This is a genomic window from Amycolatopsis lexingtonensis (assembly GCF_014873755.1).
Classification (GTDB): domain Bacteria; phylum Actinomycetota; class Actinomycetes; order Mycobacteriales; family Pseudonocardiaceae; genus Amycolatopsis; species Amycolatopsis lexingtonensis.
On sequence record NZ_JADBEG010000001.1, the window covers coordinates 9,933,592 to 9,957,844 of the forward strand.

Consider the following 24,253-nt stretch of genomic DNA (forward strand, 5'->3'; position numbering starts at 1 on the left):
GGCGGAGAAGTGGATGACCGACCGCCGGGTACGGTGAATTCGGTTTCGGAAAGTGTTGTGTGCCAACGTTCCTGGGGCGAATTACGTCGTCTCCTCTCATGATTGGACTGAAAGCCGTGACCACACCTGGGATCCCGCCGTTGTCCGCCCCGGCGTCGGAACTGGAAGACCTCGACCGCAAGCACCTGGTCCGCTCGATGCACCGCGGTGACATCACCGACCGGCTGGTCATCGTCAAGGGGCAGGGGAGCACGGTCTGGGACGCGCGCGGCAACGAACTCCTCGACGCCGCCGGCGGCGGGGTCTGGCACTCGCCGCTCGGTCACGGCCGCGCCGACCTCGCCGAGGTCGCCGCGAAGCAGATCAAGGAGATCGAGTTCTTCACGAGCCTCCTCGAGTTCACCAACGAGAAGGCGATCCGGCTCGCCGAGCGGCTCGCGCAGCTCGCGCCGGCCGGCATCAACCGGGTCGCCTTCTCCAGCGGTGGCTCGGAAGCGGTGGAGACGGCGATCAAGGCCGCCCGGCTCTACCACACCCGCAAGGGATCGCCGGACCGGACGTGGATCCTCGCCCGGCACTACTCGTTCCACGGCGCGACCTACGGCAGCGGCACCGCGACCGGCTTCCCGCCCATGCAGGCCGGCGTCGGCCCGAACCTGCCGCACGTCGAGAAGCTCTCCCCGCCCTACCCGTACCGGGCCAAGCAGCTCTACGGCGACGTCGACCCGACCGACTTCCTGGTCAAGGAGCTCGAAGACACCATCGAGCGGATCGGCGCGGGCAACATCGCGGCCATGATCGGTGAGCCGATCATGGCGGGCGGCGGCGTGCTCGCCCCGCCGCCGGGGTACTGGAAGCGCGTTCGCGAGGTCCTCAGCAAGAACGGGATCCTGCTCATCGCGGACGAGGTCGTCACGGCGTTCGGCCGGATCGGTTCGTGGTTCGAGTCGGCGAACCAGGGCATGGACGCGGACATCATCACCGCCGCCAAGGGCATCGCCGGTGGCTACGCGCCGCTGGGCGCCACCCTGATGACCGACGACATCGCCGACACCCTCATCGGCGACGGCGGCTTCTTCCACGGCTACACGTTCCAGGGGCACCCGGTCGCCTGCGCCCTCGGCCTGGCCACGCTCGACATCATCGAGCGCGAAGGCCTGCTGGAGAACGCGCGGCGCATCCAGGGCTGGTTCGAGGAGGGGCTCGCCCCGGCGCGGGAGCTGCCGAACGTCGGGGACGTCCGGATCGAGGGCACCCTCGCCGCCCTCGAACTGGTCGCCGACAAGGAAACGACGATCCCGCTCGACTGGTCGCAGGTCGAGGCGGTCGCGTTCGAGACGCGCAAGGCCCACGGCGTGATCGCCCGGCCGTACGGGCACAACTTCGTGCTCGCGCCGCCGCTGGTGTTCACCGAGGCGGAGGCGCGCCGGGCGACCGCGGCGGTCGTCGAGGTCGTGTCCCGGTTGCGGCCGGACGGCACGCTCGCACCGCGGTGACCCCGTGGGGTGGCGGGCGCGAGCCCGCCGCCCCGCCCGCCGAGCTCCGGCAGCGAGCTCGACCCCGATTGACCTTCTGGAGCTTGGAGAGCAGATGTACGACTACGTGATCGTCGGCGCGGGTTCGACGGGGTGCGTGCTGGCGGCCCGGCTGTCGGAGGATCCCGACGTCAAGGTGGCCCTGCTGGAGGCGGGACCGCCGGACGACGCCGAGGAGATCCACATCCCGGCGGCGTTCAGCCAGCTGTTCCGCACCCGCTACGACTGGGACTACGACACGGCGGAGGAGCCGCACCTCGGCGGCCGCCGGCTCTACCTCCCGCGCGGCAAGGTGCTGGGCGGCACCAGCTCCACCAACGCGATGCTGTACGTCCGCGGCACGAAGCTCGACTACGACGGCTGGAACCAGCCGGGCTGGTCGTTCGACGAGGTGCTGCCGTACTTCAAGAAGTCCGAGGACAACGAGCGCGGCGCGTCGGAGTACCACGGCGAGGGCGGTCCGCTGTCCGTTTCGGACAACCGCTCGCACAACCCGAGCTCGGTGGCGCTCGTCGAGGCCGCCGTGCAGGCCGGCTACAAGGCCACCGACGACTTCAACGGCGCCGAGCTGGACGGCTTCGGCGAGTTCCAGCTGACCCAGCGCGACGGCAGGCGGTGGAGCACCGCGGCGGCGTTCCTGCGCCCGGCGCTGGGGCGGCCGAACCTGACCGTGCTGACGGAGTTCCGCGCGCACAAGGTGATCATCGAGAACGGCCGTGCGGTCGGCGTCACCGGGCAGCAGGGCGACGACGCCCCCGTGGACATCCGCGCCGAGCGCGAGGTCATCCTCTCGGCCGGGGCGTACAACTCGCCGCAGCTGCTGCAGCTGTCCGGCATCGGCCCGTCGTGCCTGCTCTCGGCGTTCGGGATCCCGGTCGTCGCCGACAGCCCGCAGGTCGGCCAGAACCTCTCCGACCACGCACTGGTGCCGCTGGTTTCGGTGCACTCGCAGCCGATCAGCATGACCGCGGCGGCCACCCCGGAGAACTTCCGGCTGTTCATGGAAGAGCAGCGCGGCCCGCTGACCGGCAACGGCCCGGAGGCCGGCGGCTACTTCCGCACCCTGCCGGACCTGCCCGCCCCGGACGCGGCGATCTTCGCGGCGCCGGTGATGTTCGTCGAGAGCGGGCTCGCCTTCCCCTACGAGCACGCGATTTCCCTCGGCCCGGTGCTCATCACGCCGGAGAGCCGGGGCAACATCACGCTGCAGTCGACCAACCCGACGGCGAAACCGCGCATCCTCAACAACTTCTTCGCCGAGGAGTCCGACCTGGAGACGGGCGTGCGGGCGCTGCGGGTCTCGCTGGAGATCGCGAAGCAGGAAGCCCTGCGGCCGTTCCACGAGTCGTTCTACCAGCTGCCGGCGTCGGAGTCCGACGAGGACCTCAAGGCCTACCTCCGCCGGTACACCCACTCGATCTTCCACCCCGCGGGCACCTGCGCGATCGGCGAGGTCGTCGACGCCGAGCTGCGCGTCCAGGGCGTCGACGGCCTGCGGGTGGCCGACTGCTCGGTGATGCCGGTCGTCGGCCGGGGCAACCCGAACGCGTCCGCCATCATGATCGGCGAGAAGGCCGCCGATCTCATCAAGGAGGCCAGCTGATGTACGACTACATCGTGGTCGGCGCGGGCTCCGCGGGCTGCGTGCTCGCGGCCCGGCTGTCCGAAGACCCCGACGTCAAGGTCGCCCTGGTCGAGGCGGGCGGCACCGACGACGTCGAGAACATCCACATCCCGGCCGTCTTCGGCGACCTGTTCCGCACCCGGGTCGACTGGGACTACGACTCCCACGAAGAGGAGCAGCTGAACCGGCGGCGGATCTTCCACCCGCGCGGCAAGGTGCTCGGCGGCACCAGCTCGATCAACGCGATGCTGTACCTGCGCAACAACCGCATCGACTACGACGGCTGGAACCAGCCCGGCTGGAGCTACGACGAGCTGCTCCCGCTGTTCAAGCGCTCGGAGGACAACGAGCGCGGCGCCTCGGAGTACCACGGCGCGGGCGGGCCACTGTCCGTTTCGGACGGTCGCTCGCTGAACCCGGCGACGACGGCGCTCGTCGAGGCGGCGCTGCAGGCCGGGCACCCGGCCAACGACGACTTCAACGGCCCCACCCAGGACGGCTTCGGCCGCTTCCAGGTGACCCAGCGCAACGGGCGCCGGTGGAGCACCGCGCAGGCGTTCCTGCACCCGGCGCTCGAGCGGCCGAACCTGACGCTGATCAAGAACTACCAGGTTTACCGCGTGCTGATCGAAAACGGCCGCGCGATCGGCGTCACCGGGCGGCAGGTCGACGACGAGCTCACGCTGCACGCCGAGCGCGAGGTCATCCTCTCGGCCGGGGCGTACAACTCGCCGCAGCTGCTGCTGCTCTCCGGCATCGGCCCGGCCGACCAGCTGCGCGGGCTGGGCATGGACGTCGTCCTCGACCACGCCGAGGTCGGCAAGAACCTGCAGGACCACCCGCTGGTCCCGCTGATCTACGAACACTCGCAGCCGAACAGCCTGCTGAGCGCGTTCGAGCCGGAGAGCATCCGGGCGTTCCAGGAAGAGGGCCGCGGCCCGCTGACATCCAATGGCCCCGAGGCAGGCGGGTACGTGCGGACCCAGCCAGGCCTGCCGGGCCCGGACGTCGTGTACTTCGCCGGGCCGATGGAGTTCGCCGACAGCGGCCTGACGGTGCCGACCCGGCACGCGATCACCTTCGGCCCGGTGCTGCTGACCCAGCGCAGCCGCGGGCAGATCACGCTGGTGGCGGAGGACCCGACGGCCAAGCCGAAGATCGAGCACCGCTACTTCACCGCGGAGGGCGACATCGACGTCGCGGTGGCCGGCGTCCGGATCGCGATGGACATCGCGAGCCGGCCGGCGTTCGCGAAGTTCAACGAGCGCCTGCTCAACGCCCCGGCGTCGGACTCCGACGACGACCTGCGCGAGTACGTGCGGCGCTACACGAACTCGATCTTCCACGGCAGCGGCGCCTGCGGGATGGGCCGGGTCGTCGACCACGAGCTCAAGGTGTACGGCGTCGAAGGCCTCCGGGTCGCCGACGTCTCGGTGATGCCGACCGTCGGCCGCGGCGCGCCGAACGCGACGGCGATCGTCATCGGGGAGAAGGCCGCGGACCTGGTCCGCGGCGCGCAGTCGACGCCACTGGCCAAGGCGTCCTGACGCGACTCCCCACGCGGAGAAAGGGACGGCCGGCACCCGCCGGCCGTCCCTTTCGCGTCCTCCGCTCCGCTTCGCCTCGAGCGCCCCAATGTGGCCTTCGGTGCGTCACACGCACCCAAGGCGGCCTTCGGTGCGCAAGACGCAACCAAGGCCACATTGGGGCGCTTGGGGACCACCGATCGACCGCCCGGCCAAGTCCGCAGCGGGGGAGACGAGGGCGGGCCGCCCCCAAGCGAAGACTTGTTCGCGAACCCCATCGCGAGCGAGTGAGAGGAAGAACCCGTGAGCGCAGCAACCGACCGCGGTTCCGGGGACGCGCGACCGGCGTCCCTCCGGCGCACCCTCGGTACTCCCAAAGTCGTCTTCCTGGTCGTGGCCGCCGCGGCGCCGCTGGCCGCGATGGTCGGCACCGTCCCGCTGGCGTTCGTCATCGGCAACGGGGCCGCCGTGCCGGCGATGTTCGTCTTCGCCGGGCTCACGCTCCTCTGCTTCTCCGTCGGGTACGCCGCGATGAGCCGGCGGATCGTGACGTCCGGTGGGTTCTACGGCTACCTCTCGGCCGGGCTCGGGCGGCCGGCCGCGGTCGGGGGCGGGTGGGCCGCCGTGCTCGCCTACAACACCGCCACCGTCGGCATGACCGGCGCCTTCGCCTACTTCGCGCAGCTCGTCGCGTCCTCCTACGGCCTCGACTGGCCGTGGCCGGTCTGGGCGGCAATCGGCCTCGCGCTGATGGGCGTGCTGGGCTACCGGAAGATCGACTTCAGCGCCCGCGTACTCGCCGTCCTGATGATCGCCGAGGTCGCGATCCTGGTGCTGCTGGACGTCGCGGTGCTGCTCCGGCACGGCGGTGGCGCGCTGCCCGCGGCCTCGTTCGACCCGGCGACCATCGTCGGCGCCGGGCTCGGCGTGTCGCTCATGTTCGCGCTGATCTCCTTCATCGGCTTCGAATCCGCCGCGCTGTACGGCGAAGAGTCGCGCAACCCGCGGCGCAGCGTCCCGCTCGCCACCTACTGGTCGGTGATCCTGATCGCCGTCTTCTACGCGCTGACGAGCTGGGTCGCGGTCGGCGCCGTCGGGCCGGGGCAGCTGCGGGACGTCGCCGGGCAGCAGCTCGGCAACCTCTTCGGCGGGCTCACCGACGACTACCTGGGCTCGGCGGTCACCACCGCGATGCAGATCCTGTTGTGCACCAGCCTGTTCGCCGGGATGCTCGCGATGCACGGCGCCTCGAACCGCTACCTGTTCGCCCTCGGCCGCGACCGCGTGCTGCCCGCCGGGCTCGGCGCGGTGCACCGCAAGCACGGGTCGCCGCACCGCGCGAGCCTGACGCAGACGGTCTTCACCGTCGCCGTCACCGCGATCTTCGCGATCGCCGGCGCGGACCCGTACGTCAACCTCGCCACCACCATGACGGGGCTGGGCACGCTCGGCATCGTCGGGCTGCAGGCGGCCGCGTCCCTCTCGGTCATCGCGTTCTTCCGCCGCCGCCCGGACCGGCACTGGTGGCGCACCGGGGTCGCGCCCGTCCTGGGACTGCTCGGGCTGGTCGCGTCCGCGGTGCTGGTCATCCAGAACTTCGACCTGCTGACCGGCACGACGAGCACGCTGGTCAACTCGCTGCCGTGGGCGTTCGTGGTCGTCGTGGCGGCCGGCGCGGGCTTCGCGCTGTGGCTGCGTGCCCGCCGTCCCGAGCGTTACGCGGCGCTTTCCCGGATCGCGTCGGAACGCGGCGGGCTGGCGGCGGTCCCGGATCCGCAAGAGCCCGGTGACCGGCGGGCCGAAGCGGCCTGAGCGGCACTGCGGGAGATGTCCGCACCGCTTCGCGCCCATACGATTTTCCCTTGGCGGCTGAAGAAAGTCTCCCGCCGACACGTCCTGGAGGAGCCGAAACAATGCGTGTGCAATTCGCCATCTGGCCGGCCCCGGCGCACACCTTCCCGCTGGCGCCGCTGGCCTGGGCGCTGAAGTCCGCGGGGCACGAAGTCGTGATCGCCACGCACCCGGGCGGGGTGGAGACGATCGCGTCGATGGGCATCACCCCGGTCGCGGTCTGCGACATCGACAGCATGCCGATCCCGATGGGCCCCGGCCGGGCCTACGAGAAGGAGCGGGCGGACCTCGCCGAGATCACCGCGGCCCTCGAAGCACTCGGCTTCGACGCCGACGACCCGGACCGCGAGCACTGGGACGTCTACAGCCAGTACTACCTGCCCGCGCAGTGGGACTTCGCGCCGTGGAAGGGTGACCCGAACGAGCCGCTGCCGTTCCTCGACGGCCTCGTCGAGTTCACCAAGGCGTGGAAGCCGGACCTGGTGATCTGGGACGCCTGCCTGCCCGCCGCCGCGGTGGCGGCGAAGGTCGCCGGCGCGGCGCACGCCCGCTGGTGGACCGCGCCCGACGTCTTCTGCCGCAGCATCGACAAGTTCAAGGAGTTCACCAGCAAGCCGGGCGCCCCGGAGCTGCCGAACCCGGCGGTCGAGACGGTCCGGGCGGCGGCCGAGCGCTACGGCGTCGAGATCGACGACGAGCTGCTGTGGGGCCAGTGGACGATCAACTCGCAGCCGCAGGAGATCGGCCCCGAGGTGTCCGCGAACGTCGTCCCGATGCGCTGGGTGTCGTACTCGAGCCAGCAGCCGATGCCGGACTGGCTGTACCCGGTGCCGGAGCGCCCCCGCGTCGCGGTGTCGCTCGGCCTGTCCGAGCGCGCGTTCATGGAGGGCGGCTGGGACCACATCCCGGTGCTGCTGAACGCACTGTCCGAATTGGACGTCGAGGTCGTCGCGACGCTCGACGACCAGCAGCTGGCGAAGGTCGAGCAGATCCCGGAGAACGTCCGCGTGCTTCCGTTCGTCCCGCTCGACCAGCTGGTCCCGACGTGCTCGCTGCTCATCCACCACGGCGGCGTCGGCACGGTCATGCCGGCGATCCTGAACAGCGTCCCGCAGCTGCTGGTCGACTTCGTCGGCCACAGCATCCGCGCGAACCCCTCCGGCGCGGCCCGCCTGGCCCGGTCGCGCTACAGCCTCGGCCCGGCGCTGGCCCGCTTCACCCTGGCGAAGGGCGCGGGCCTGGTGCTGAACGTGGCCGAGCCGGACGCCGCGGTGATGCGCGAGCAGATCCGCCGGGTCCTGGAGGAGAAGTCCTTCAAGGAGAACGCCCAGCGGCTGCTGAAGGAGATCAACTCGGTCCCCGGCCCGGCCGAGTACGTGAAGATCCTGGAGCAGCTCACGCTCGACCACCAGAGCTGAGCGGGGTCCCGAGCGCCCCAATGTGGCGTTGGTTGCGTCTGACGCACCGAACGCCACATTGGGTGCGCTGGACGCACCGAACGCCACATTGGGGCGCATGAGGCGAGGAGCGCGAAGGCCGCGGGCCGGGTGCCAGTCACCCGGCCCGCGGCCGTTTCGCGTGCGGGGGTCAGCCCGCCCGGCGGAGTTCCGGTCGCAGCGCCAGGGGAGTCAGCGTCCGCACGACTTCGGCGGGCGACGGCTGCGCGGCGTTCTCCGCGGCGACGGCGGCCGCGACTTCGGCGAACCGGGCGTCGGCCAGCAGCCGGGCGCACCCGGCCGCGACGGCCTCGGGCGTGATCTCCCCGGGCGAGAGCCGCAGCCCGGCACCCGAGCGCACCACGGCTTCCGCGTTGCCGATCTGGTCGTCGAAGTGCGGCAGCACCAGCTGCGGGACCCCGGCTTCGAGCGCCGCCAGCGACGTCCCGTTGCCGCCGTGGTGGACCACCGCGTCGCACGTCCGCAGCGCCTGCGCGAGCGGGAGCCGCCCCGCGTGGAGCACCGACGACGGGAGCGTGCCCCACGCCGCCGCCGTCTCGTCGGCCACCGCGACCACCAGCTCGATGTCCAATGTGGACAACTCTTCGAGCAGGGCCAGGAAGAGCCCGGCCGTCCCCAATCCGGGCAGCACGGTGCCCAGCGTCAAGCACACCCGCGGCCGCCGCGGCGGGACCGCCAGCCAGTCCGGCAGCCGGGCGTCGCCGTTGTAGGGCACGTGCCGCATGCTCGACTGCTCGGCCGCGTGCAGGTGGCGCAGGCTCGGCGGCCAGGTGCCGACGACGTGGTCCGCGCGCGGCAGCCCGGGCAGGCCCAGCGCGGACAGCTCGCCGGCGAGCACTTCGTCCGCCGCGGCCCGGTACTCGCGCAGCGCCGGGACGCCCCACTGCAGTTCGACGCCGGGGACGCCGTGCACCGCCGCCGTGATCGCGCCCGCGGCGGCCGCGCGTTCGTACACCACGAGGTCCGGCTGCCAGCTCTGGGCGAGCCGGAGCGTGCCGACCAGGTTGGCGGCGGAGACGCGGGCGAACACCCGGCCGTGGGCGAGCAGGTGCTCGGCGGCGTCGTCGTAGCCGTGGCCGGCGAGGCCGGTGAAGTCCGCCGCGGGCCCGGCGGGTGTCGCGGGGAGCCCGGCGCGCAGGACCGTCGGCAGGTAGTCCGCCGACGTGGTCACCACGACCTCGGCGCCGGCGGCCCGGTAGGCCCACGCGAGCGGCACGAGGGGGAAGAAGTGTCCCGAGAGGGGCACCGTGGCGAAGAGGATCCGCATCGTTCGAGGTTCCCAGCCGCCCGCCGCCGCCAGCGTCTCGTCGATTGCTTGCGGACTTCGTGACGCAGAGCAATGAGAAAGATGCGGCCGTCATCGAGAGTGACCGACGATCAGTGTTGGACGAGTCACGCCACGTGATTCTTGAAACGATTCAGACAAAACACTCAAAGGGGATCATGACCACCAACAGCTCGACGCCCCCAGGCGAGCTGGCGGGCAAGAAGGAGTGGATCGGCCTTGCCGTCCTCATCCTCCCGACCCTGCTGCTGTCACTGGACCTGAGCGTCCTCATCCTGGCGATTCCCCACGTCACCGCGGACCTGCACCCCAGCAGCGCGCAGATGCTGTGGATCGTCGACATCTACGGCTTCACCATCGCCGGGCTCCTCGTCACCATGGGCAACCTAGGCGACCGCATCGGGCACCGGAAGCTGCTGATGATCGGCGCGGCGCTGTTCAGCGTCGCCTCGGCGGTGGCGGCCTGGTCGTCCAGCGCGGAGATGCTGATCGCCGCCCGCGCGGGCCTCGGCATCGCCGGCTCCACGCTGATGCCCACGATGCTGGGCCTGATCTCCACGATGTTCCGCAACGCGAAGCAGCGCGCGGTCGCGATCAGCGTCCAGACGAGCTTCTTCATGGTCGGCATGGCGATCGGCCCGCTGGTCGGCGGCGTGATGCTGTCGGCGTTCTGGTGGGGTTCGGTGTTCCTGCTCGGCCTGCCGGTGATGGGGCTGCTGCTGGTCGTGGCGCCGATCCTGCTGCCGGAGCACAAAGCCGCCGGCGCCGGCGGCTTCAAGCTCGACCTGGTCAGCATCGTGCTGTCGATGGCCACCATCCTGCCGGTCATCTACGGCCTCAAGGAACTCGCACGCGGCAGCTCGGTCGTGGTGTCGCTGGTGGTCCTCGCGGCGGGCCTGCTCTTCGGGGTGGCGTTCGTCCGGCGGCAGCGCCGGCTGGCCGACCCGCTGCTGGACGTGCGGCTGCTCGGCCGCCCGGCCTTCAGCGGCGCGCTGGGCATGATGCTGCTCGGCGGGTCCACGATCAGCGGCATCATCCTGCTGTTCAACCAGTACCTGCAGCTGGTGCTCGGCCTGTCGCCGCTGAACTCCGGCCTCTGGCTGATCCCGTACACCGTCGGCATGGTGGCCGGGTACATGGTGTCGCCGGGCCTGGCCCAGCGGTTCCGCCCGGCGGTCGTCATCGCGGCCGGGATGATGGTCTCCCTGGTCGGTTTCGTGCTGCTCACGCAGGTGCCGGCGAGTGGCGGCCTGGTCATCACGGTGCTCGGCACGGTGCTGGCGACCGCCGGTCTCTCGCCGATGCTGGTGCTGGGCATCGGCCTGGTGATGGGCTCGGCGCCGCCGGAGAAGGCCGGGGCGGCGGGCGCGATCTCGCAGACGAGCAACGAGCTCGGGGTCGCGTTCGGCATCGCGGTGTTCGGCTCGATCGCCACGGCCGTCTACCGCGGCGTGGCCGAGGTCCCGGCCGGGGTGCCCGCCGACGTCGCCGCGGCCGCCCGCGAAGGCATCGCCGAGGGCACGGCCGCGGCCGGCACCCTGCCCGGTGACCTCGCCGGTTCGCTGCTGACCGCCATCCGCGAGGCCTTCACCAGCGGGTTCGCCGGTGCGGCGATCGTCTGCGCGGTCCTCATGGTGGTGCTCGCCGCGGTGGCGCTGCTGCTGTTCCGGCACGTGCCGAAGAGCGGCCAGGAACCCGCGCCGGCCGCGGAGTCCATTCCGGACGAAGTGCCGGCCGGCGAGACGGTGTAGCTCAGACGACGACGGGTTCCGGGAGCGGGACGATGAACCGCCCCCGGAACCCGTCCGCGCGCAGCAGCGACATCAACTCGTCGGCGATGTGCCAGGACAGCAGCAGCGCGTACTCCGGCTGGTCCGGTCCGCACAGCCGGTCCTGGGCAACGACGGGCAGGTGCGCGCCCGGTGAGAACCGGCCGATCTTGCGCGGGTTGACCTCCGAAACGAACTCGAGTTCGGCCGGTCCCAGCCCGCAGTAAGTCAGCAACGTCGTCGCGCGCGCCGGTGACGTCGCGGCCGCGACGCGCGAACCGTCCCGCGTCACCTCGGCCAGCAACCCGCGCAGGCGTTCGCGGTGCTCCGCCACGCGCTCGGCGAACTTCCGGTAGACCGCGTCGTCGGTGAGCCCCAGGGACGCCTCGGACTCCCGGAGCGCGGCGACGGAACCGTCCACTTCGGACCGGCCTGCGACACCGGCGTGGACGCGCAGCGATCCGCCGCGCGTGGGAACCCGTTCGACGCGGAACACTTCGAGCCCGTGCGGGGCGAACGCCGCTTCGAGCGCCGTCAGCGAGTAGTACCGCGGGTGCTCGTGGTAGAAGAAGTCGTACTGCAGGGTTTCGAGGAGATCCGGCAGGTAGTGCGACTCCGAGACGAAGAGCCCGTCGTCGCGCAGGATCGCGCGCACCCCGCTCAGGAAGTCGGCCGGGTCGCCGACGTAGGCCAGGGTGTTGACCGCGGCGACGATGTCCACTCGCGACAGTCGCCGGGCGACCGCGGCACCGAAGAACTCCTTGATGACCGGAGCCGGGCCGAAACCGTTCGGGTCGACGCCGAGCACGTCGAGCCCCCGGGCGGCCAGTTCGGCGAGCAGAACCCCGTGGTTGCTGCCGATCTCGACGACCGAGGCGCGCGGGTACGCGGTGGCGAGGTCCGCCGCCAGGTCGCGCAGGTGCCGCCGGTAGCTGCCGGTCACCCCGTCGAGGTGGTGGTAGTCGCCGGAGAACAGCACGCGTTCGCTCACCGGCTTCACGATCTGGACCAGGCCGCAGCGCGGGCAGAAAGCGACGTCGAGGGGCCACGCGGGCTCGGCCGCCGCGTCCGCGGGGAACAAGCAGGCCGGCTGCGGCCCGAGCGCGAGGAACTCACGGACCTCGACGCCCGGGCACGTACGACAAACGGTTACCGCGCACCGCCCGGCGTGAAGGCCACCGGCAGGCGCTTGATCCCGTTGATCATCGGCGAGGTCAGCCGCGCCGGCTCCGCCGTCGAGTGCAGGTCCGGGATGCGGGTGAGCAGCTCGCGGAACATCACGCCGATCTCCAGCCGCGCCAGGTGCGCGCCGAGGCAGAAGTGCGGGCCCGGGCCGCCGTAGCCGATCTGCGGGTTCGGGTCGCGCCGCACGTCGAAGCCCGCGGGGTCCGTGAAGTACTTCGGGTCCCGGTTGGCCGCCCAGTAGTACATCATCAGCTTGTCGCCGGGGACGAGCAGCTGGCCGGACAGCTCGACCGGTTCCGCGTCCTCGGCGATCGTGCGCCGCTGCGCGATGACCGGGGTCGTCCAGCGGACGATCTCCTCCACCGCGGTCGGCGTCACGCCGTCGAGGTCGGCCAGCCAGGCTTCGCGCTGCTCGGGGTGCTTCGTCAGCAGGTGGATGCCCCAGGCGATCGCGTTGCGGGTGGTCTCGGTGCCGGCGCCGGTGAGCAGGATGAAGAACTGGGCCAGCTCATCCGGCGTGAGCGCCTCGCCGTTGACCTCGGCGGTCATCAGCTGGGAGATCATGTCGTCGGTGGGGTGCTCGGCGCGCTCGGCGGCCAGCCCGTTCAGCAGGTTGGTCAGCTCCTGCACGGCCTTGAACAGCGCCTCGAACGCGTCTTCGCCCTCGGGGACGTACTCCGGGTCCTGGACGCCCATCATCTTGTTCGTCTGGTCGAAGACGAACTGCTGGTTGGCTTCCGGCACACCCATCATGTCGCAGATGATGCGCAGCGGCAGCTTCGCGGCGATGTCCTCGACCGCGTCGACCTCGCCGCGGTCGATCACCTCGTCGACGATCTCCTTGGCCACCTGGGCCACGTTGTCGTGCAGCGACTTGATCTTCTTGTTGGTGAAGCCGCGCGAAACGATGCGGCGCAGCCGGGCGTGGCGCGGGTCGTCCATCGAGATCATCGACTGGCCGAGGAACTCTTCCGGCATGTCGACCGGGGTGGCGTTGCCCTTGCCGGAGATGAACGTGCCCGGGTTGCGGCTGGCGAAGAGGATGTCGTCCATCTTGGTCACCGCGTAGTAGCCGCGGCCGCGCGGCAGCGAACCGAACTCCGGCTCCTCGAAGAACGGCAGCCCCGGCCGGGCGCGCAACTCGTCGAACGCGGCGTGCCGGAAATCCAGGGGCTTGGCCCAGAAGCCTTCGAAATCGGAAAGGTCGATCGTGGTCATGATTCCGGCCTCCACGCCAAAAGTACGGTGTACCGCCGACTATCGCAGACACCGCCGGGTCCGCGCGCCTTCGAGGTTGCGCGCGAGGGCGGCACGCGGGGAGACGCCCCTGCCGGAGGGCACGGGAAGAGTGAAAAAAGGAATATCAGCTTCGGCTGCCTCGAGCGACCCCAAGAGCAGGAGCCGGCATGGCGCAAACTGTGGAAGTACCCCTCGAGCCCCACCACCTGGGGGCGCCGAGGAAACTCGATTCGTTGACCGGCCTGCGGTTCTACGCCGCGTTCGTCGTGTTCCTCTTCCACACGGGGATCATGATGAACCCGGCGCTGCCGACCGGGCCGATCAACCCGTTCGCCGACGTGGACGTCGCGAAGTGGTACGGCGCGATCTTCGGGACCGGCGGCTTCGTCGGCGTCTCCTTCTTCTTCGTGCTCAGCGGGTTCGTGCTGTCCTGGTCGGTGAAACCCGGCGAGCGGGCGCGGGCGTTCATCCGCCGCCGCCTCGTGAAGGTGTTCCCCAACCACCTGGCGATGTGGGTCGCGGCGATGGTGCTGTTCGCCGCCGCGTACACCAGCTGGAAGGCGTGGCTGCCCAACCTGTTCCTGGTGCACCCGTGGTTCCCGGACTTCAGCATCGCGATGAGCGTCGACACCCCGTCGTGGTCGCTCGGCGGCGAGCTGCTGTTCTACGTGCTGTTCCCGCTGATCATCCGCCCGATCCTCCGGATGGACGTCCGCCGCCTGTGGCTGTGGGCCGGGCTCATGGTCGCCGGGTTGTTCGCCTACCAGCTCGTCGCCACGTTCGTCGTGTCGAGCGACGGCGCCAACCCGAACATCCCGATTTCGCCGCTGCAGTACTGGTTCGGCTACTTCCTCCCGGTCGGCCGGCTGTTCGAGTTCGTGCTCGGCGCCGTCCTGGCCCGGATCGTGCTGGCCGGCAAGTGGATCGGCATCAAGCCGGCCGTCTCGGTCGTGTTCATGGTCGTCGGCTACGTCGCTTCGATGTTCGTGCCGTTCCAGTTCTCGCTGAACTTCGCCACGCTGATCCCGATCGCGGTGATGGTGGCGTCGTTCGCCAACGCGGACCTGCACGGCACGCGCACGCGGCTGCGCGGCCGGGTCGCCGTCTGGCTCGGCAACGTGTCCTTCGGGTTCTACCTGTCCCAGGGCGTGACGATCTTCTACCTGCGGTCCCTGATGGGCAACGCCGTGCTGAGCACCCCGCTCGCGATCCTGGTGCTGATCGGCCTGTTCGTGGTGACCCTGTTCGTCGGGTGGCTGCTGTACCGGTTCGTCGAGACGCCGATGATGCGCCGGTTCAGCCGCGCGCGGACCCCGCGGATCCCGGCACCCCGGGCGAGCTAGCGCGTTCCCCCGAGGTTCGGTGACAGCGCGGCGGTGAGTGCGAACGTCTTGAATGAGTCATTCAGGTCTTCGGAGGTCCTGAATGACTCATTCAAGACCTTTGGTCCGTGCTAGGCGAGCGCTCCGGCTCCTGCGGTCCGAACGTCAAGCAACCTGCGATGCGCGGCACCAGCGCGTTCCCCCGAGCGGCCCCGTCACCCCCGCGGTGACGGGGCCGCTTTCGTGCCGCCATCTCCCGCCGGGGCGCGGGAAAGCCACTGGCCCCGCCCCTCCGGAGAGGGACGGGGCCAGTGGGCGCCCGTACGGCGGTGCGGCCTCAGCGCTCGAGGATCCGCGGCTCCGGCAGCGGCTCGATGAGCGTGCCCCGGAAGCCTTCGTTGCGCAGGTTGGTGATGACCTCGTCGGCGATGTGCCACGACATCAGCAGCGCGTACTCCGGCTGGTTGTCCCCGGCCAGCTCCTGCTGGCTGATGATGGGGATGTGCGTGCCGGGGAACAGCTTGCCGATCTTGCGCGGGCTGATCTCCGAGACGACGTCGATGTCGTCCGGGCCGAGGCCGCAGTAGTTCAGCATCGTGACCGCGCGGCCCGGTGCGGACGCCGCCGCGACGCGCGCGCCGGTGTTCTTCAGGAACCGGACCAGCTCGTTGAGCTTCTCGCGGTGCTGTTCGACGCGCTCGGCGAACTGCGTGTAGATCATCGAGTCGCGCAGCTTGAGGGAGTCCTCGAGCTCGCGCAGTTCGATGACCGACTGGTCGACCTCGTGCTCGCCCACGAAGCCGGCGTAGACCCGGATCGACCCGCCGTGGGTCGGGATCCGCTCGATCTTGACCGTCTCCAGGCCGTGCCGCCGGAACGCCTCGTCCAGCGCCGTGACCGAGTAGTACCGGGAGTGCTCGTGGTAGGCGAAGTCGTACTGGAGGGTCTCCAGCAGGTCCACCAGGTAGTGCGACTCGGTGACGAACAGGCCGTCGTCCTTGAGGAGCGCGGTCACGCCGTCCAGCACGTCGTGCAGGTTGGTGACGTGCGCGAACACGTTGAGCGCGACGACGAGGTCGGTCTTGCCGCGGGTGGCGGCGAGGTCGGCCCCGACGGTCGAGCTGAAGTAGTCCTTGACCACCTGGGACCCGGCCGCGGTCACCTGACCGACCGGGTCGACGCCGAGGACGTCGAACGAACGCGCGGCCAGCTTGTCCAGCAGGCTGCCGTCGTTGCTGCCGAACTCGACGACGGACCGCCCGTCGGTCGAGTCGAACAGACCCGCGAGCGTGTCGGCGAGACCTTGCAGGTGCTCGTGGTAGCCGGCGGTCAGCCCGGCGAGGTGGTGGTAGTCGCCCGAGAACAGGATCCGTTCGCTGACCGACTCCAAGACCTGAACCAGGCTGCACTGTTCGCAGAAACCCAGCTCGAGCGGCCAGAGGCGTTCGTTCTCCGCTTCTTCCCGATTCGCCGGGAAATGGAACGAAGGCTGCTGGCCGAGTGAGAGGAACTTGCGGACCTCCACGTCCCCACACGTCTGGCAGAGCGTTTTACTCACGACCTACTCCTTCGGGCTAGCCGTACGGTGCTCCGGTGGACAAACGTACGGCGCCCGCTTCCGCGGCGGCGTCTCCGCGATTGCGCGCTACCGCCCGAGAATGCCGTACCTGGCCTCGGTGTCCGCCTTCCGCGGTTTCCACCACCATTCGTTTTCGCGGTACCAATCGAGGGTGGCGGCCAGCCCGGCGCGGAAATCCGCGTACCGCGGCCGCCAGCCGAGTTCGGTGCGCACCTTGGTGGAATCGTTGGAATAGCGCAGATCGTGGCCGGGACGGTCCGCGACGTGGTCGTAGGCGTCGGTGGGCAGGTCGGAAAGCTCGAGGATCAGTTCCACGATTTCCTTGTTGCTGCGCTCGTCCCCGGAACCGATGAGGTAGGTGTGGCCGATGCGGCCGCCGTCGATGATCCGGTGCACGGCGTCGTTGTGGTCGGCGACGTGGGTCCATTCCCGGACGTTCGCGCCGGCGCCGTACAGCTTCGGCCGGGTGCCGGTGAGCAGGTTGGTCACCTGGCGCGGGATGAGCTTCTCGACGTGCTGGTACGGGCCGTAGTTGTTGGCGCAGTTGGACAGCGTCGCCTCGACGTCGTACGAGCGCACCCACGCGCGGACCAGCATGTCCGAGCTCGCCTTGCTCGCCGAGTACGGGCTCGACGGGTCGTAGGCGGTTTCCTCGGTGAACTGCTCGACCGCGTCGAGCGGCAGATCGCCGAACACCTCGTCGGTGGAGATGTGGTGCAGCCGCCGTCCGTGCTTGCGAACCGCTTCCAGAATGGTGAAGGTACCGAGGATGTTGGTCCGGACGAACGGCGACGGATCGTGCAGCGAATTGTCCACATGGGATTCGGCCGCGAAGTGGACGACGGTGTCGGACGCGGCGACCAGCCGGTCGACGAGCGCCACGTCACAGATGTCGCCCTGCACGAACCGGATCCGGTCGGCGACCGGGTTCAGGCTGTCGCGGTTGCCCGCGTAGGTGAGCGCGTCCAGCACGGTCACCTCCGCGTCCGGCCGCCTCGCGATCGTGTCCAGCACGAAGTTCGCGCCGATGAACCCCGCTCCGCCCGTGACCAGCATCCGCCGCATGCGGGCACGGTTCCACAGTCCCGCCCGCCGCCGCGTCTCCTCACGTGCGGGTCACGCCGCCCGCCGCTCTTGCTCGAGCAGTTCGGCCACGACGTCCACTTCGGACCGGTCGAGCGCGCTCATGTACCGGCGCAGCAGCACCCGTTCCGCGTCGGACGGCCGCGCTCGTTCGTCGTGGACGCGTTTCATGGTCGACCGCGCCCGCTGCAGCGCGCTGTTGGCCGAGGCGACGCTGATCGCGAGCACCTCCGCGCACTCCTTGGCCGGCCACCCGAGCACGTCGCGCAGCACGAGCACCGCGCGCTGCCGGGGCGGCAGGTGCTGCAAGGCGGTGAGGAAAGCCTGCTCGAGCACCTCCCGGGCGAGCACGGCGGCGTCCGCGCCCGGCGTGCTCGGCTCCGAGCCGTCGGCTTCGAGCTCGCCGGCCTCGGGCTGCCGGGCGAGGTGGTCGAGGCAGCAATTGGTGGCGATCCGGTACAGCCAGGCCCGGAAGGTCGAGCGGCCCGCGTACTGGTCCCGCTTGTGCCACGCGCGGAGGAAGGTCTCCTGGACCATGTCCTCGGCCTCGTCGTAGGAACCGAGCAGCCGGTGGCAGTGGACACGCAGTTCGTGGCGGTGCCGTTCGAGCAGCCGCCCGAACGCGCGCTCGTCACCGGCGGGGACGGCACGCGCCCGGTCCGGTCTGTCGTCCACTCGTCTGGCTCCCCTCGCATCCCCGGTCCAGGCTCGCAGCGCGGTGGACGGCGCCCTACTCCTCGGTTGCGGTCCGCCGCCGGCGTTCGGAGCCCGCCGCACCTTCTCCCGTGTTGCGTTCCGCCCCTCGGCAACGCGGGAGATGTGCCGGTCGATCAGCTCCCGCACGATGAGGTGGTTGACGCCGATGGCCGGGAGGAAGTCGTGTCACCAGGACTGGGAGCAGCCGGAGCAGCGCCGGCCGACACGGCGACCCGCGCCGAGATCTCGGCGCGCCGCCGCGGGATGATGGCGCTGTTCACCACCGCCACCCTGATGAACGCCGCGATGGCGGCGGTCGCGCCGACCAGCACCATCTGGGCCGAACCCTACGTCGGCGTCATGTGGAGCGCGTTCCCGCAGACGCTGACCATCCTCGGCACCGGCCTCGGGGCGCTGCTGCTCGTGCGCGCGACTTCGTGGCTGGGCTGGCGGGCGAGCCTGATGGTCGCCTTCGCCGTCGGGACGCTCGGCGGCCTGATCTGCTTCACCGCGACGCTGATCGAGAGCATCCCCCTGCTGGACGGCGGGATGTTCGTGCTCGGCCTCGGCGTCGGCGGTTCGATCGTCTCGCGGTACGCGGCCGCGGAGCTCTACCCCAGCCATCGCAGCGGGTACGCGCTCGGCCTGGTCGTCGCCGCCGGCGCCGTGGGCTCGGTCGGCGGGCCGCTGCTGCTCTACCCCATGAGCTCGCTGATGGGCTCCTTCGGCCTGCCCGAGCTGTCCGGGCCGTTCCTCCTCGCCGCGGTGGTCAGCGCGGTCGCCGGCCTCGGCGGGATCACGCTGCCCCGGCACAAGGCGCCGCGCCCGACGGGTTCGCAGCTGGCGGTGCTGGGCTCGGTGTTCCGCTCCGGCTCGGCGCGGATGCTGCTGCTGGTCATGATCGTCAGCCAGCTCATCATGGTCGCGATCATGACCGCGGCCCCGATGGACATCATCCTGAAGGACGGCACCCTGGTGGTCGTCGGCGCCGCCCTCGCCGCGCACGCCGGCGGCATGTTCATCTTCGCCCCGCTCACCGGCTGGATGATCGACCGGGTCGGCGCGCGCAAGGTGATGTTCGCCGGCCTGGCGGTGCTGGTGCTCGCCGCCGCGATCGGCGCGGGCTCCACGATGTCGCACACGGTGCTCGGCTCCATCTCGCTGTTCCTGCTCGGCTACGGCTGGAACCTCGGGTTCATGGCGGGCAGCCGCACGCTCGCGACGACGCTGTCCTCCGGCGGCCAGGGGCAGGTCGTCGGCGCGGTCGACGCCGTCGTCTGGTGCGTCTCGGCGACCGGCACCATCGGCGGCACCGCCTTGCTCGGCTCCGGCGGGTACTCGATCATGGCGGAGATCATGGGGATCCTGCCGATCGTCACCTTCCTGCTGCTGCTCCGCAGCCGTCCGGTCGCGGCGGTCTCGCCGGCCGCCGCCCCCGCGGGCGAGGCCGGTGCCCCCGAACGCGCCGACGAAGCTGCCTGACCGCGAGGAAGGACGACCCTGGTGCGCTGGAACGCGCTGGAGCGGCGCCTGGCGGGTGAGCTCCTCACCCCGGCTTCGGCCGGCTACGACGAGGTCCGCCGCTCCGAAATGGCCCGGTACGACGCGGTCCGCCCGGCCGTGGTGGTCCGCTGCACCACCGACGCCGACGTGGCGGTGGCGCTGGCCGCGGCCCGCGAAACCGGGCTGCCGCTGGCCGTCCGCGGCGGCGGCCACGACTTCGCCGGGCATTCGTCCACCGCGGGGATCCTCCTGGACACCCGCCCGATGGCGACCGCGGCGGTCGAAGACGGCCGGCTGGTCGTCGGCGCGGGTGCCCGGCTCGCCGACGCCTACGACGCGCTGGCGCCGCACGGCCGGACGATCCCGGCCGGCTGCGGCCCGACCGTCGGCCTCGCCGGGCACGCCCTCGGCGGCGGCATGGGCATCCTCGGCCGCCGGTACGGCCTCGCGGCGGACCGGCTGCGCGCGGCGACGGTGGTCCTCGCGGACGGCCGCGTCGTGGACTGCTCCGAGCACCGGGAACCGGACCTGTTCTGGGCGCTGCGCGGGGCGGGCACCGGCAACTTCGGCGTGGTGACGCGGCTGGTCTTCGAGCCCGTGCCGGCGCCGGAAGCCACCAGCTTCCACCTCACGTGGGGCCGCGAGCACGCGCCGGCGCTGGTGCTCGCCTGGCAGGAGTGGCTCGCCGGCGCACCGCGCGAAGTGGCCCCGAGCCTGATGGTGACGGCGTCGGCGAACCCGGCCGACGAGGCCGTCACGCACCTGTTCGGCACGCTTACCGGCGGGGCGGAGTCGGTGGCGGAGTTCGTGCGCTCGCTGCCCGCGCCGGTCACCGACACCCGCGTCACCCTGCCCTACCGCGAAACCAAGGCGTACCTCGCGGAGAACGGGCCGGGCGAGGACCACCCGGGCGCGCACCTGTACAGCCGGTCGGAGTTCATCGGCAGGCCGCTGCCCGCCGACGTCGTCGAGGCGCTGCTCGCCGAGTTCGACGACGGGCGCAAGCCGGGGGAGGGCCGCTCCCTGGAGCTGCTGCCCTCGGGCGGCGCGTACAACGACGTCGACCCCGCGGCGACGGCGTTCCCGCACCGGACCGCGCGGTACCTGCTCAAGCACGCCGCCGACCTCGACGCCGACCTCGAGCCGGGCGACGCGCGCAAGTGGCTGAACCGCTCGTGGGACCTGACGCGCCCGTGGGGCACCGGCGGCGCCTACCCGGGCTTCCCCGATCCCGACCTCGAGGACGCCCCTTCGGCGTACTTCGGCGCCAACCTCGCCCGGTTGCGGGCGGTCAAGGCGCACTACGACCCGGGCGGGCTGTTCCGGTTCGCCCAGTCCGTGCCGCTCGCGCAGCGGAACGGCCAGGAAGGAGAGCACGCATGAGTCAGCCGACCCCCGCGCCGCGGGTGTGCGCCGGGACGCTGTTCACCCGCGGCGACACCGTGCTGCTGCTGCACCGGTCGATCTACGAAAACGGCTGGGACATCCCGGGCGCGCTGGTGGGCCACGGCGAGTCGCCGGCCGCGGCCGCACGGCGCCAGCTGGGTGAGGACCTCGGCCTCGAGCGGGAGCCGGCCGGGCTGGTCGTCGTCGACTGGGTCCCGGGCGACGACGGCGACGAGTTCCTCTACGTCTTCGACGGCGGTGAGCTCGCCGACGACGACATCCGGCTCACGCTCGGCCGCAACGGCCTGGACCGCTCGGAGTGGGTCCCGGTGGACCGGCTCGCCGAGTACCTGCCGCCGGAGCTGGCGGCCCGGTTCACCGTCGCGCACGGCGCGACCGGGACCCTCTCGCTGGAGCGCGGAAAGCCCGCCGGCAACGGCTGAAATACCGCACGTGTGAGGAAGAGCCCGGCCGAGGCTGGGCTCTTCCTGGCTCCTGACCAGGAAAATCGTGGCAGTCAGGGGATTTTTCGCCCGGTACCGATGAGTTCTGCACGCCCGAGCCGTCACACAAGCAGGGGAACACACACTGGGTGGAAACGAAAACGAGGTGCGGTCATGACGATCGAGCAGGCGAGCGCGACGCTGGTGCCGGCGGCGCGATCGCGGCTGCATCAGGCGTTCTCGGCGTTGTCGGAACCCGAGCTGCGGTCCCGGCCCGGGGCCAAGTGGCAGGTCGTGCGCCCGGACGTGGTGCCGGCGTGGGTGGCGGACATGGACTTCCCGGTCGCCGAGCCGATCCGGGAATCGCTCCACGGCCTGATCTCGAGCGGCGACTTCGGCTACCCGGACTGGCCGACGGGCGCGCGGACCGTGCGCGAAGCCTTCGTCGACCGGATGGCCGACCGCTACGGCTGGTTCGTCAACCCGGGTGACGTGCGCGAGTTCACGAACGTCGCGCAGGCCGTGCGCGTGGTGCTGGAAGCGGCGACGCGGCCGGGCGACGGGATCGCCATCCACACCCCGGCGTTCGGCCCGCTCACCAAGATGATCACCAGTCTCGGCCGCCGGGTCGTGCCGATCCCGATGGAGGACACCGAAGCCGGCTGGCGGTTCGACGCCGGGCAGCTGGACTCGGCGCTGGCCGGGGCCAAGCTGCTCCTGCTGGTGAGCCCGCACAACCCGACCGGGCGCGTCTTCACCCGCACGGAGCTCACCGCGCTCGCCGCCGCCGTCGAGCGGAACGACATGCTGGTCGTCTCCGACGAGCTGCACGCCGACCTCACGTTCGCGCCGCACCGGCACATCCCGTTCGCTTCGCTGAGCCCGGAAATCGGCGCGCGCACGGTGACCGTGTACGGCGCCAGCAAGGCGTTCAACCTGGCCGGGCTGCGCTGCGCGGTGGCGCACCTCGGTCCGAAGTGGATGCACGCGGTGGTGGACGTCCAGGCGGGCCTGCTCGGTTCGGTCAACATCTTCGGCGCGGCCGCGACGGTGGCCGCGTGGACGCAGGGCGACGAGTGGCTCGACGCGACGGTCTCCTACCTCGACCGCAGCCGCTACATGGTCGCCGAGACGATGCGGACCGAGCTGCCGATGGTGCGCTACCACCTGCCGGAGGCGACTTACCTGGCGTGGCTGGACTTCCGGGCGTTCGGCTGGAAGGACCCGACGTCGGTGGTGCGCGAGAACGCGGGGATCGAAATGAGCCCCGGCGAGTCGTTCGGGCGCGGCGGGCAGGGGTTCGCGCGGCTGAACTTCGCGACTTCTTGGCCGTTGCTCTGCGAGCTGAAAGGCCGGGTGGCGCGCAGCGTTCCGTTGCTATCGTCCGTGGCATGACTGCTCCGGGGCCGCTGCTGATCGAGGTGAGCAGGCTCCTGCGGGGCCCGCTCGGCGAATGCGTCCCGGACGCCGCCGTCCTGGTGGTGGACGGGAAGATCGCCGAAGCGGGCCCGCGCGAGTCCGTGCCGGCGCCGGAATCCGCGCGGCGCCTGGCTTTCCCCGGCGCGACGCTGGTGCCCGGCCTGATCGACGGGCACGTGCACCTGGCCATGGACGGCGGCGCCGACCCGGTCGGGGCCCTGCTCGCCGCGGGCCCCGGCGAAGTCGAAGCCGGGATGGCGGAGCGAGCCGCGCGGCTCGTCACGTCCGGCGTGACGACGGTCCGCGACCTCGGCGACCGGCCCCCGCGGGTGGCCGGTCTGCGCCGCGAGATCGACGCCGGCACCCGCCCGGGCCCCCGGATCCTCGCGGCGCTGGCCCCGCTGACCCCACCGGGCGGCCACTGCTGGTTCTTCGGCGGCGAGGTCTCCGGCGAAACGGCGATGCGGAACCTGGTCCGCGCCAACGCGGAAGCGGGCGCGGACGTCATCAAGGTGATGGCCAGCGGCGGCAGCCTCACCCCGGGCGGCGCGGCGATGTGGGAGTCCCAGTTCACCCAGGCCGAGGTGAAGGCGGTGGTCGCGGAGGCGCACGCGCTCGGCCTCCCGGTCGCCGCGCACGCGCACGGCACGGAGTCGATCGAGTTCGCGGTCGACGCGGGCGTGGACACGATCGAGCACTGCTACTGGCTGGCCGGCGACGCGCAGTGGCACCGCCGCGAGGACGTCGCCCGCCGGATGGCTTCGTCGGGCATCGCGGCGTGCTGCACGGCCGGGCCCCGCGACTGGCTGGTGCAGCGCGCGACGCTCGGCGAGGCCGCGGCGCGTCCGCTGTTCGACCGGATCGCGTGGCTCGACGCGCTCGGCGTCCCGATCCTGCCGGGGTCGGACGGCGGGGTGCGAAACGCGGTGTTCGGGGAGTACGCGGGGCTGCTGGGGATGTACGAGTGGCTGGGTTTCAGCCCGGAGCGGGTCCTGGAGCTGGCGACGTCGAGCGCGGCGGACATCCTGGGGTTGTCGTCGGTGACGGGCCGGGTCTTGCCGGGGCTGGACGCGGACTTGCTGGTGGTGGACGGGGATCCGCGGACGTCGACGTCGGTGCTGGCGAACGTGCGGCTGGTGGTGGCCCGCGGCCGGGTGGTGGGCTGAGCCGTCTTGTCTTGAATGAGTCATTCAGGACCTCTGGTGACCTGAATGACTCATTCAGGACGTCGGCGCGAGTGCTGCCAGCGCGGCTGCCGCGACCTCCGGCGCAAGCACGAACACCCAGACACCCGCCCACGCCGAAAGGGGCTTCCCCCGCAAGGAAAGCCCCTCCGGCACCACCCAAGACC

General features: G+C 71.2%; 18 protein-coding genes and 1 pseudogene. 12 read left to right on the forward strand and 7 right to left on the reverse strand.

Annotation, left to right across the window (positions count from 1 at the left end):
• The first annotated feature begins 116 nt into the window (after positions 1-116).
• The 5 genes from H4696_RS46035 to H4696_RS46055 all read left to right on the forward strand — a co-directional run bounded on the left by H4696_RS46035 (position 117) and on the right by H4696_RS46055 (position 7,954).
• Positions 117-1,496, forward strand: a complete 1,380-nt coding sequence (locus tag H4696_RS46035; RefSeq protein ID WP_249027260.1) for an aminotransferase family protein — start codon at positions 117-119, stop codon at positions 1,494-1,496.
• Between the two features lie 94 nt (positions 1,497-1,590).
• Entirely contained in the window at positions 1,591-3,138 is a 1,548-nt protein-coding gene (locus tag H4696_RS46040; protein WP_192782907.1) for a GMC family oxidoreductase, read from the forward strand.
• Positions 3,138-4,706, forward strand: a complete 1,569-nt coding sequence (locus H4696_RS46045) for a GMC family oxidoreductase (RefSeq protein ID WP_086857997.1) — start codon at positions 3,138-3,140, stop codon at positions 4,704-4,706. Before H4696_RS46040 ends, H4696_RS46045 begins: the two co-directional genes overlap by 1 nt.
• 282 nt (positions 4,707-4,988) lie before the next feature.
• A complete protein-coding gene (locus H4696_RS46050) occupies positions 4,989-6,497 on the forward strand; it encodes an APC family permease (RefSeq protein WP_338078719.1) in 1,509 nt (502 codons plus the stop codon).
• Between the two features lie 101 nt (positions 6,498-6,598).
• Positions 6,599-7,954, forward strand: a complete 1,356-nt coding sequence (locus tag H4696_RS46055; RefSeq protein WP_169735119.1) for a nucleotide disphospho-sugar-binding domain-containing protein — start codon at positions 6,599-6,601, stop codon at positions 7,952-7,954.
• A 169-nt stretch (positions 7,955-8,123) separates the two neighbouring features.
• On the opposite strand, the gene H4696_RS46060 is transcribed toward H4696_RS46055, so the two are convergent.
• Complete coding sequence (locus tag H4696_RS46060) at positions 8,124-9,260, reverse strand: nucleotide disphospho-sugar-binding domain-containing protein (protein WP_086863579.1); 1,137 nt, start codon at positions 9,258-9,260, stop codon at positions 8,124-8,126.
• Between the two features lie 176 nt (positions 9,261-9,436).
• Between H4696_RS46060 and H4696_RS46065 the strand changes: the two genes are divergently transcribed.
• Positions 9,437-11,029: an MFS transporter gene (locus tag H4696_RS46065; RefSeq protein WP_086863578.1), complete on the forward strand. Its 1,593-nt coding sequence runs from the start codon at positions 9,437-9,439 to the stop codon at positions 11,027-11,029.
• 1 nt (position 11,030) lies between these two features.
• Here the strand turns inward: H4696_RS46065 and H4696_RS46070 are convergent, their stop codons facing one another.
• The 3 genes and pseudogenes from H4696_RS46070 to H4696_RS46075 form a co-directional block, all read right to left on the reverse strand.
• Positions 11,031-12,047: a class I SAM-dependent methyltransferase gene (locus tag H4696_RS46070; protein WP_338078741.1), complete on the reverse strand. Its 1,017-nt coding sequence runs from the start codon at positions 12,045-12,047 to the stop codon at positions 11,031-11,033.
• Positions 12,030-12,179 (reverse strand): annotated as a pseudogene (locus tag H4696_RS50515) (hypothetical protein); the annotation flags it as partial. The pseudogene H4696_RS50515 and the gene H4696_RS46070, both read right to left, overlap by 18 nt.
• A gap of 17 nt (positions 12,180-12,196) precedes the next feature.
• Positions 12,197-13,450 carry a cytochrome P450 gene (locus tag H4696_RS46075; protein WP_086863576.1) on the reverse strand — a complete coding sequence of 418 codons (1,254 nt, stop codon included), beginning with the start codon at positions 13,448-13,450 and terminating at the stop codon, positions 12,197-12,199.
• Positions 13,451-13,638: 188 nt separating this feature from the next.
• Here H4696_RS46075 and H4696_RS46080 point away from each other — a divergent pair, with 188 nt between their 5' ends.
• Complete coding sequence (locus tag H4696_RS46080; protein WP_086863759.1) at positions 13,639-14,814, forward strand: acyltransferase family protein; 1,176 nt, start codon at positions 13,639-13,641, stop codon at positions 14,812-14,814.
• Between the two features lie 316 nt (positions 14,815-15,130).
• On the opposite strand, the gene H4696_RS46085 is transcribed toward H4696_RS46080, so the two are convergent.
• From H4696_RS46085 to H4696_RS46095, 3 genes are all read right to left on the reverse strand, one after another.
• Positions 15,131-16,351 (reverse strand): class I SAM-dependent methyltransferase, encoded by a 1,221-nt coding sequence (locus H4696_RS46085; RefSeq protein WP_086863760.1) that lies wholly within the window; start codon positions 16,349-16,351, stop codon positions 15,131-15,133.
• Between the two features lie 87 nt (positions 16,352-16,438).
• Positions 16,439-17,437, reverse strand: coding sequence for a dTDP-glucose 4,6-dehydratase (rfbB, locus tag H4696_RS46090; protein ID WP_225955998.1), 999 nt, complete (start codon positions 17,435-17,437; stop codon positions 16,439-16,441).
• 51 nt (positions 17,438-17,488) lie between these two features.
• Positions 17,489-18,130, reverse strand: coding sequence for a sigma-70 family RNA polymerase sigma factor (locus H4696_RS46095; protein WP_086863028.1), 642 nt, complete (start codon positions 18,128-18,130; stop codon positions 17,489-17,491).
• A gap of 204 nt (positions 18,131-18,334) precedes the next feature.
• Here H4696_RS46095 and H4696_RS51400 point away from each other — a divergent pair, with 204 nt between their 5' ends.
• The 5 genes from H4696_RS51400 to H4696_RS46120 all read left to right on the forward strand — a co-directional run bounded on the left by H4696_RS51400 (position 18,335) and on the right by H4696_RS46120 (position 24,068).
• Positions 18,335-19,633: an MFS transporter gene (locus H4696_RS51400; protein WP_143265260.1), complete on the forward strand. Its 1,299-nt coding sequence runs from the start codon at positions 18,335-18,337 to the stop codon at positions 19,631-19,633.
• 21 nt (positions 19,634-19,654) lie between these two features.
• Complete coding sequence (locus tag H4696_RS46105; protein ID WP_086863030.1) at positions 19,655-21,037, forward strand: FAD-binding oxidoreductase; 1,383 nt, start codon at positions 19,655-19,657, stop codon at positions 21,035-21,037.
• On the forward strand, positions 21,034-21,483 hold the full coding sequence (locus H4696_RS46110; protein WP_086863031.1) for an NUDIX domain-containing protein: 450 nt from the start codon (positions 21,034-21,036) through the stop codon (positions 21,481-21,483). The genes H4696_RS46105 and H4696_RS46110 overlap by 4 nt, the downstream gene beginning before the upstream one ends.
• 174 nt (positions 21,484-21,657) lie before the next feature.
• Positions 21,658-22,878 (forward strand): MalY/PatB family protein, encoded by a 1,221-nt coding sequence (locus H4696_RS46115; protein ID WP_086863032.1) that lies wholly within the window; start codon positions 21,658-21,660, stop codon positions 22,876-22,878.
• Positions 22,875-24,068 (forward strand): amidohydrolase family protein, encoded by a 1,194-nt coding sequence (locus tag H4696_RS46120; RefSeq protein WP_086863033.1) that lies wholly within the window; start codon positions 22,875-22,877, stop codon positions 24,066-24,068. The genes H4696_RS46115 and H4696_RS46120 overlap by 4 nt, the downstream gene beginning before the upstream one ends.
• The last annotated feature ends 185 nt before the right edge of the window (positions 24,069-24,253 follow it).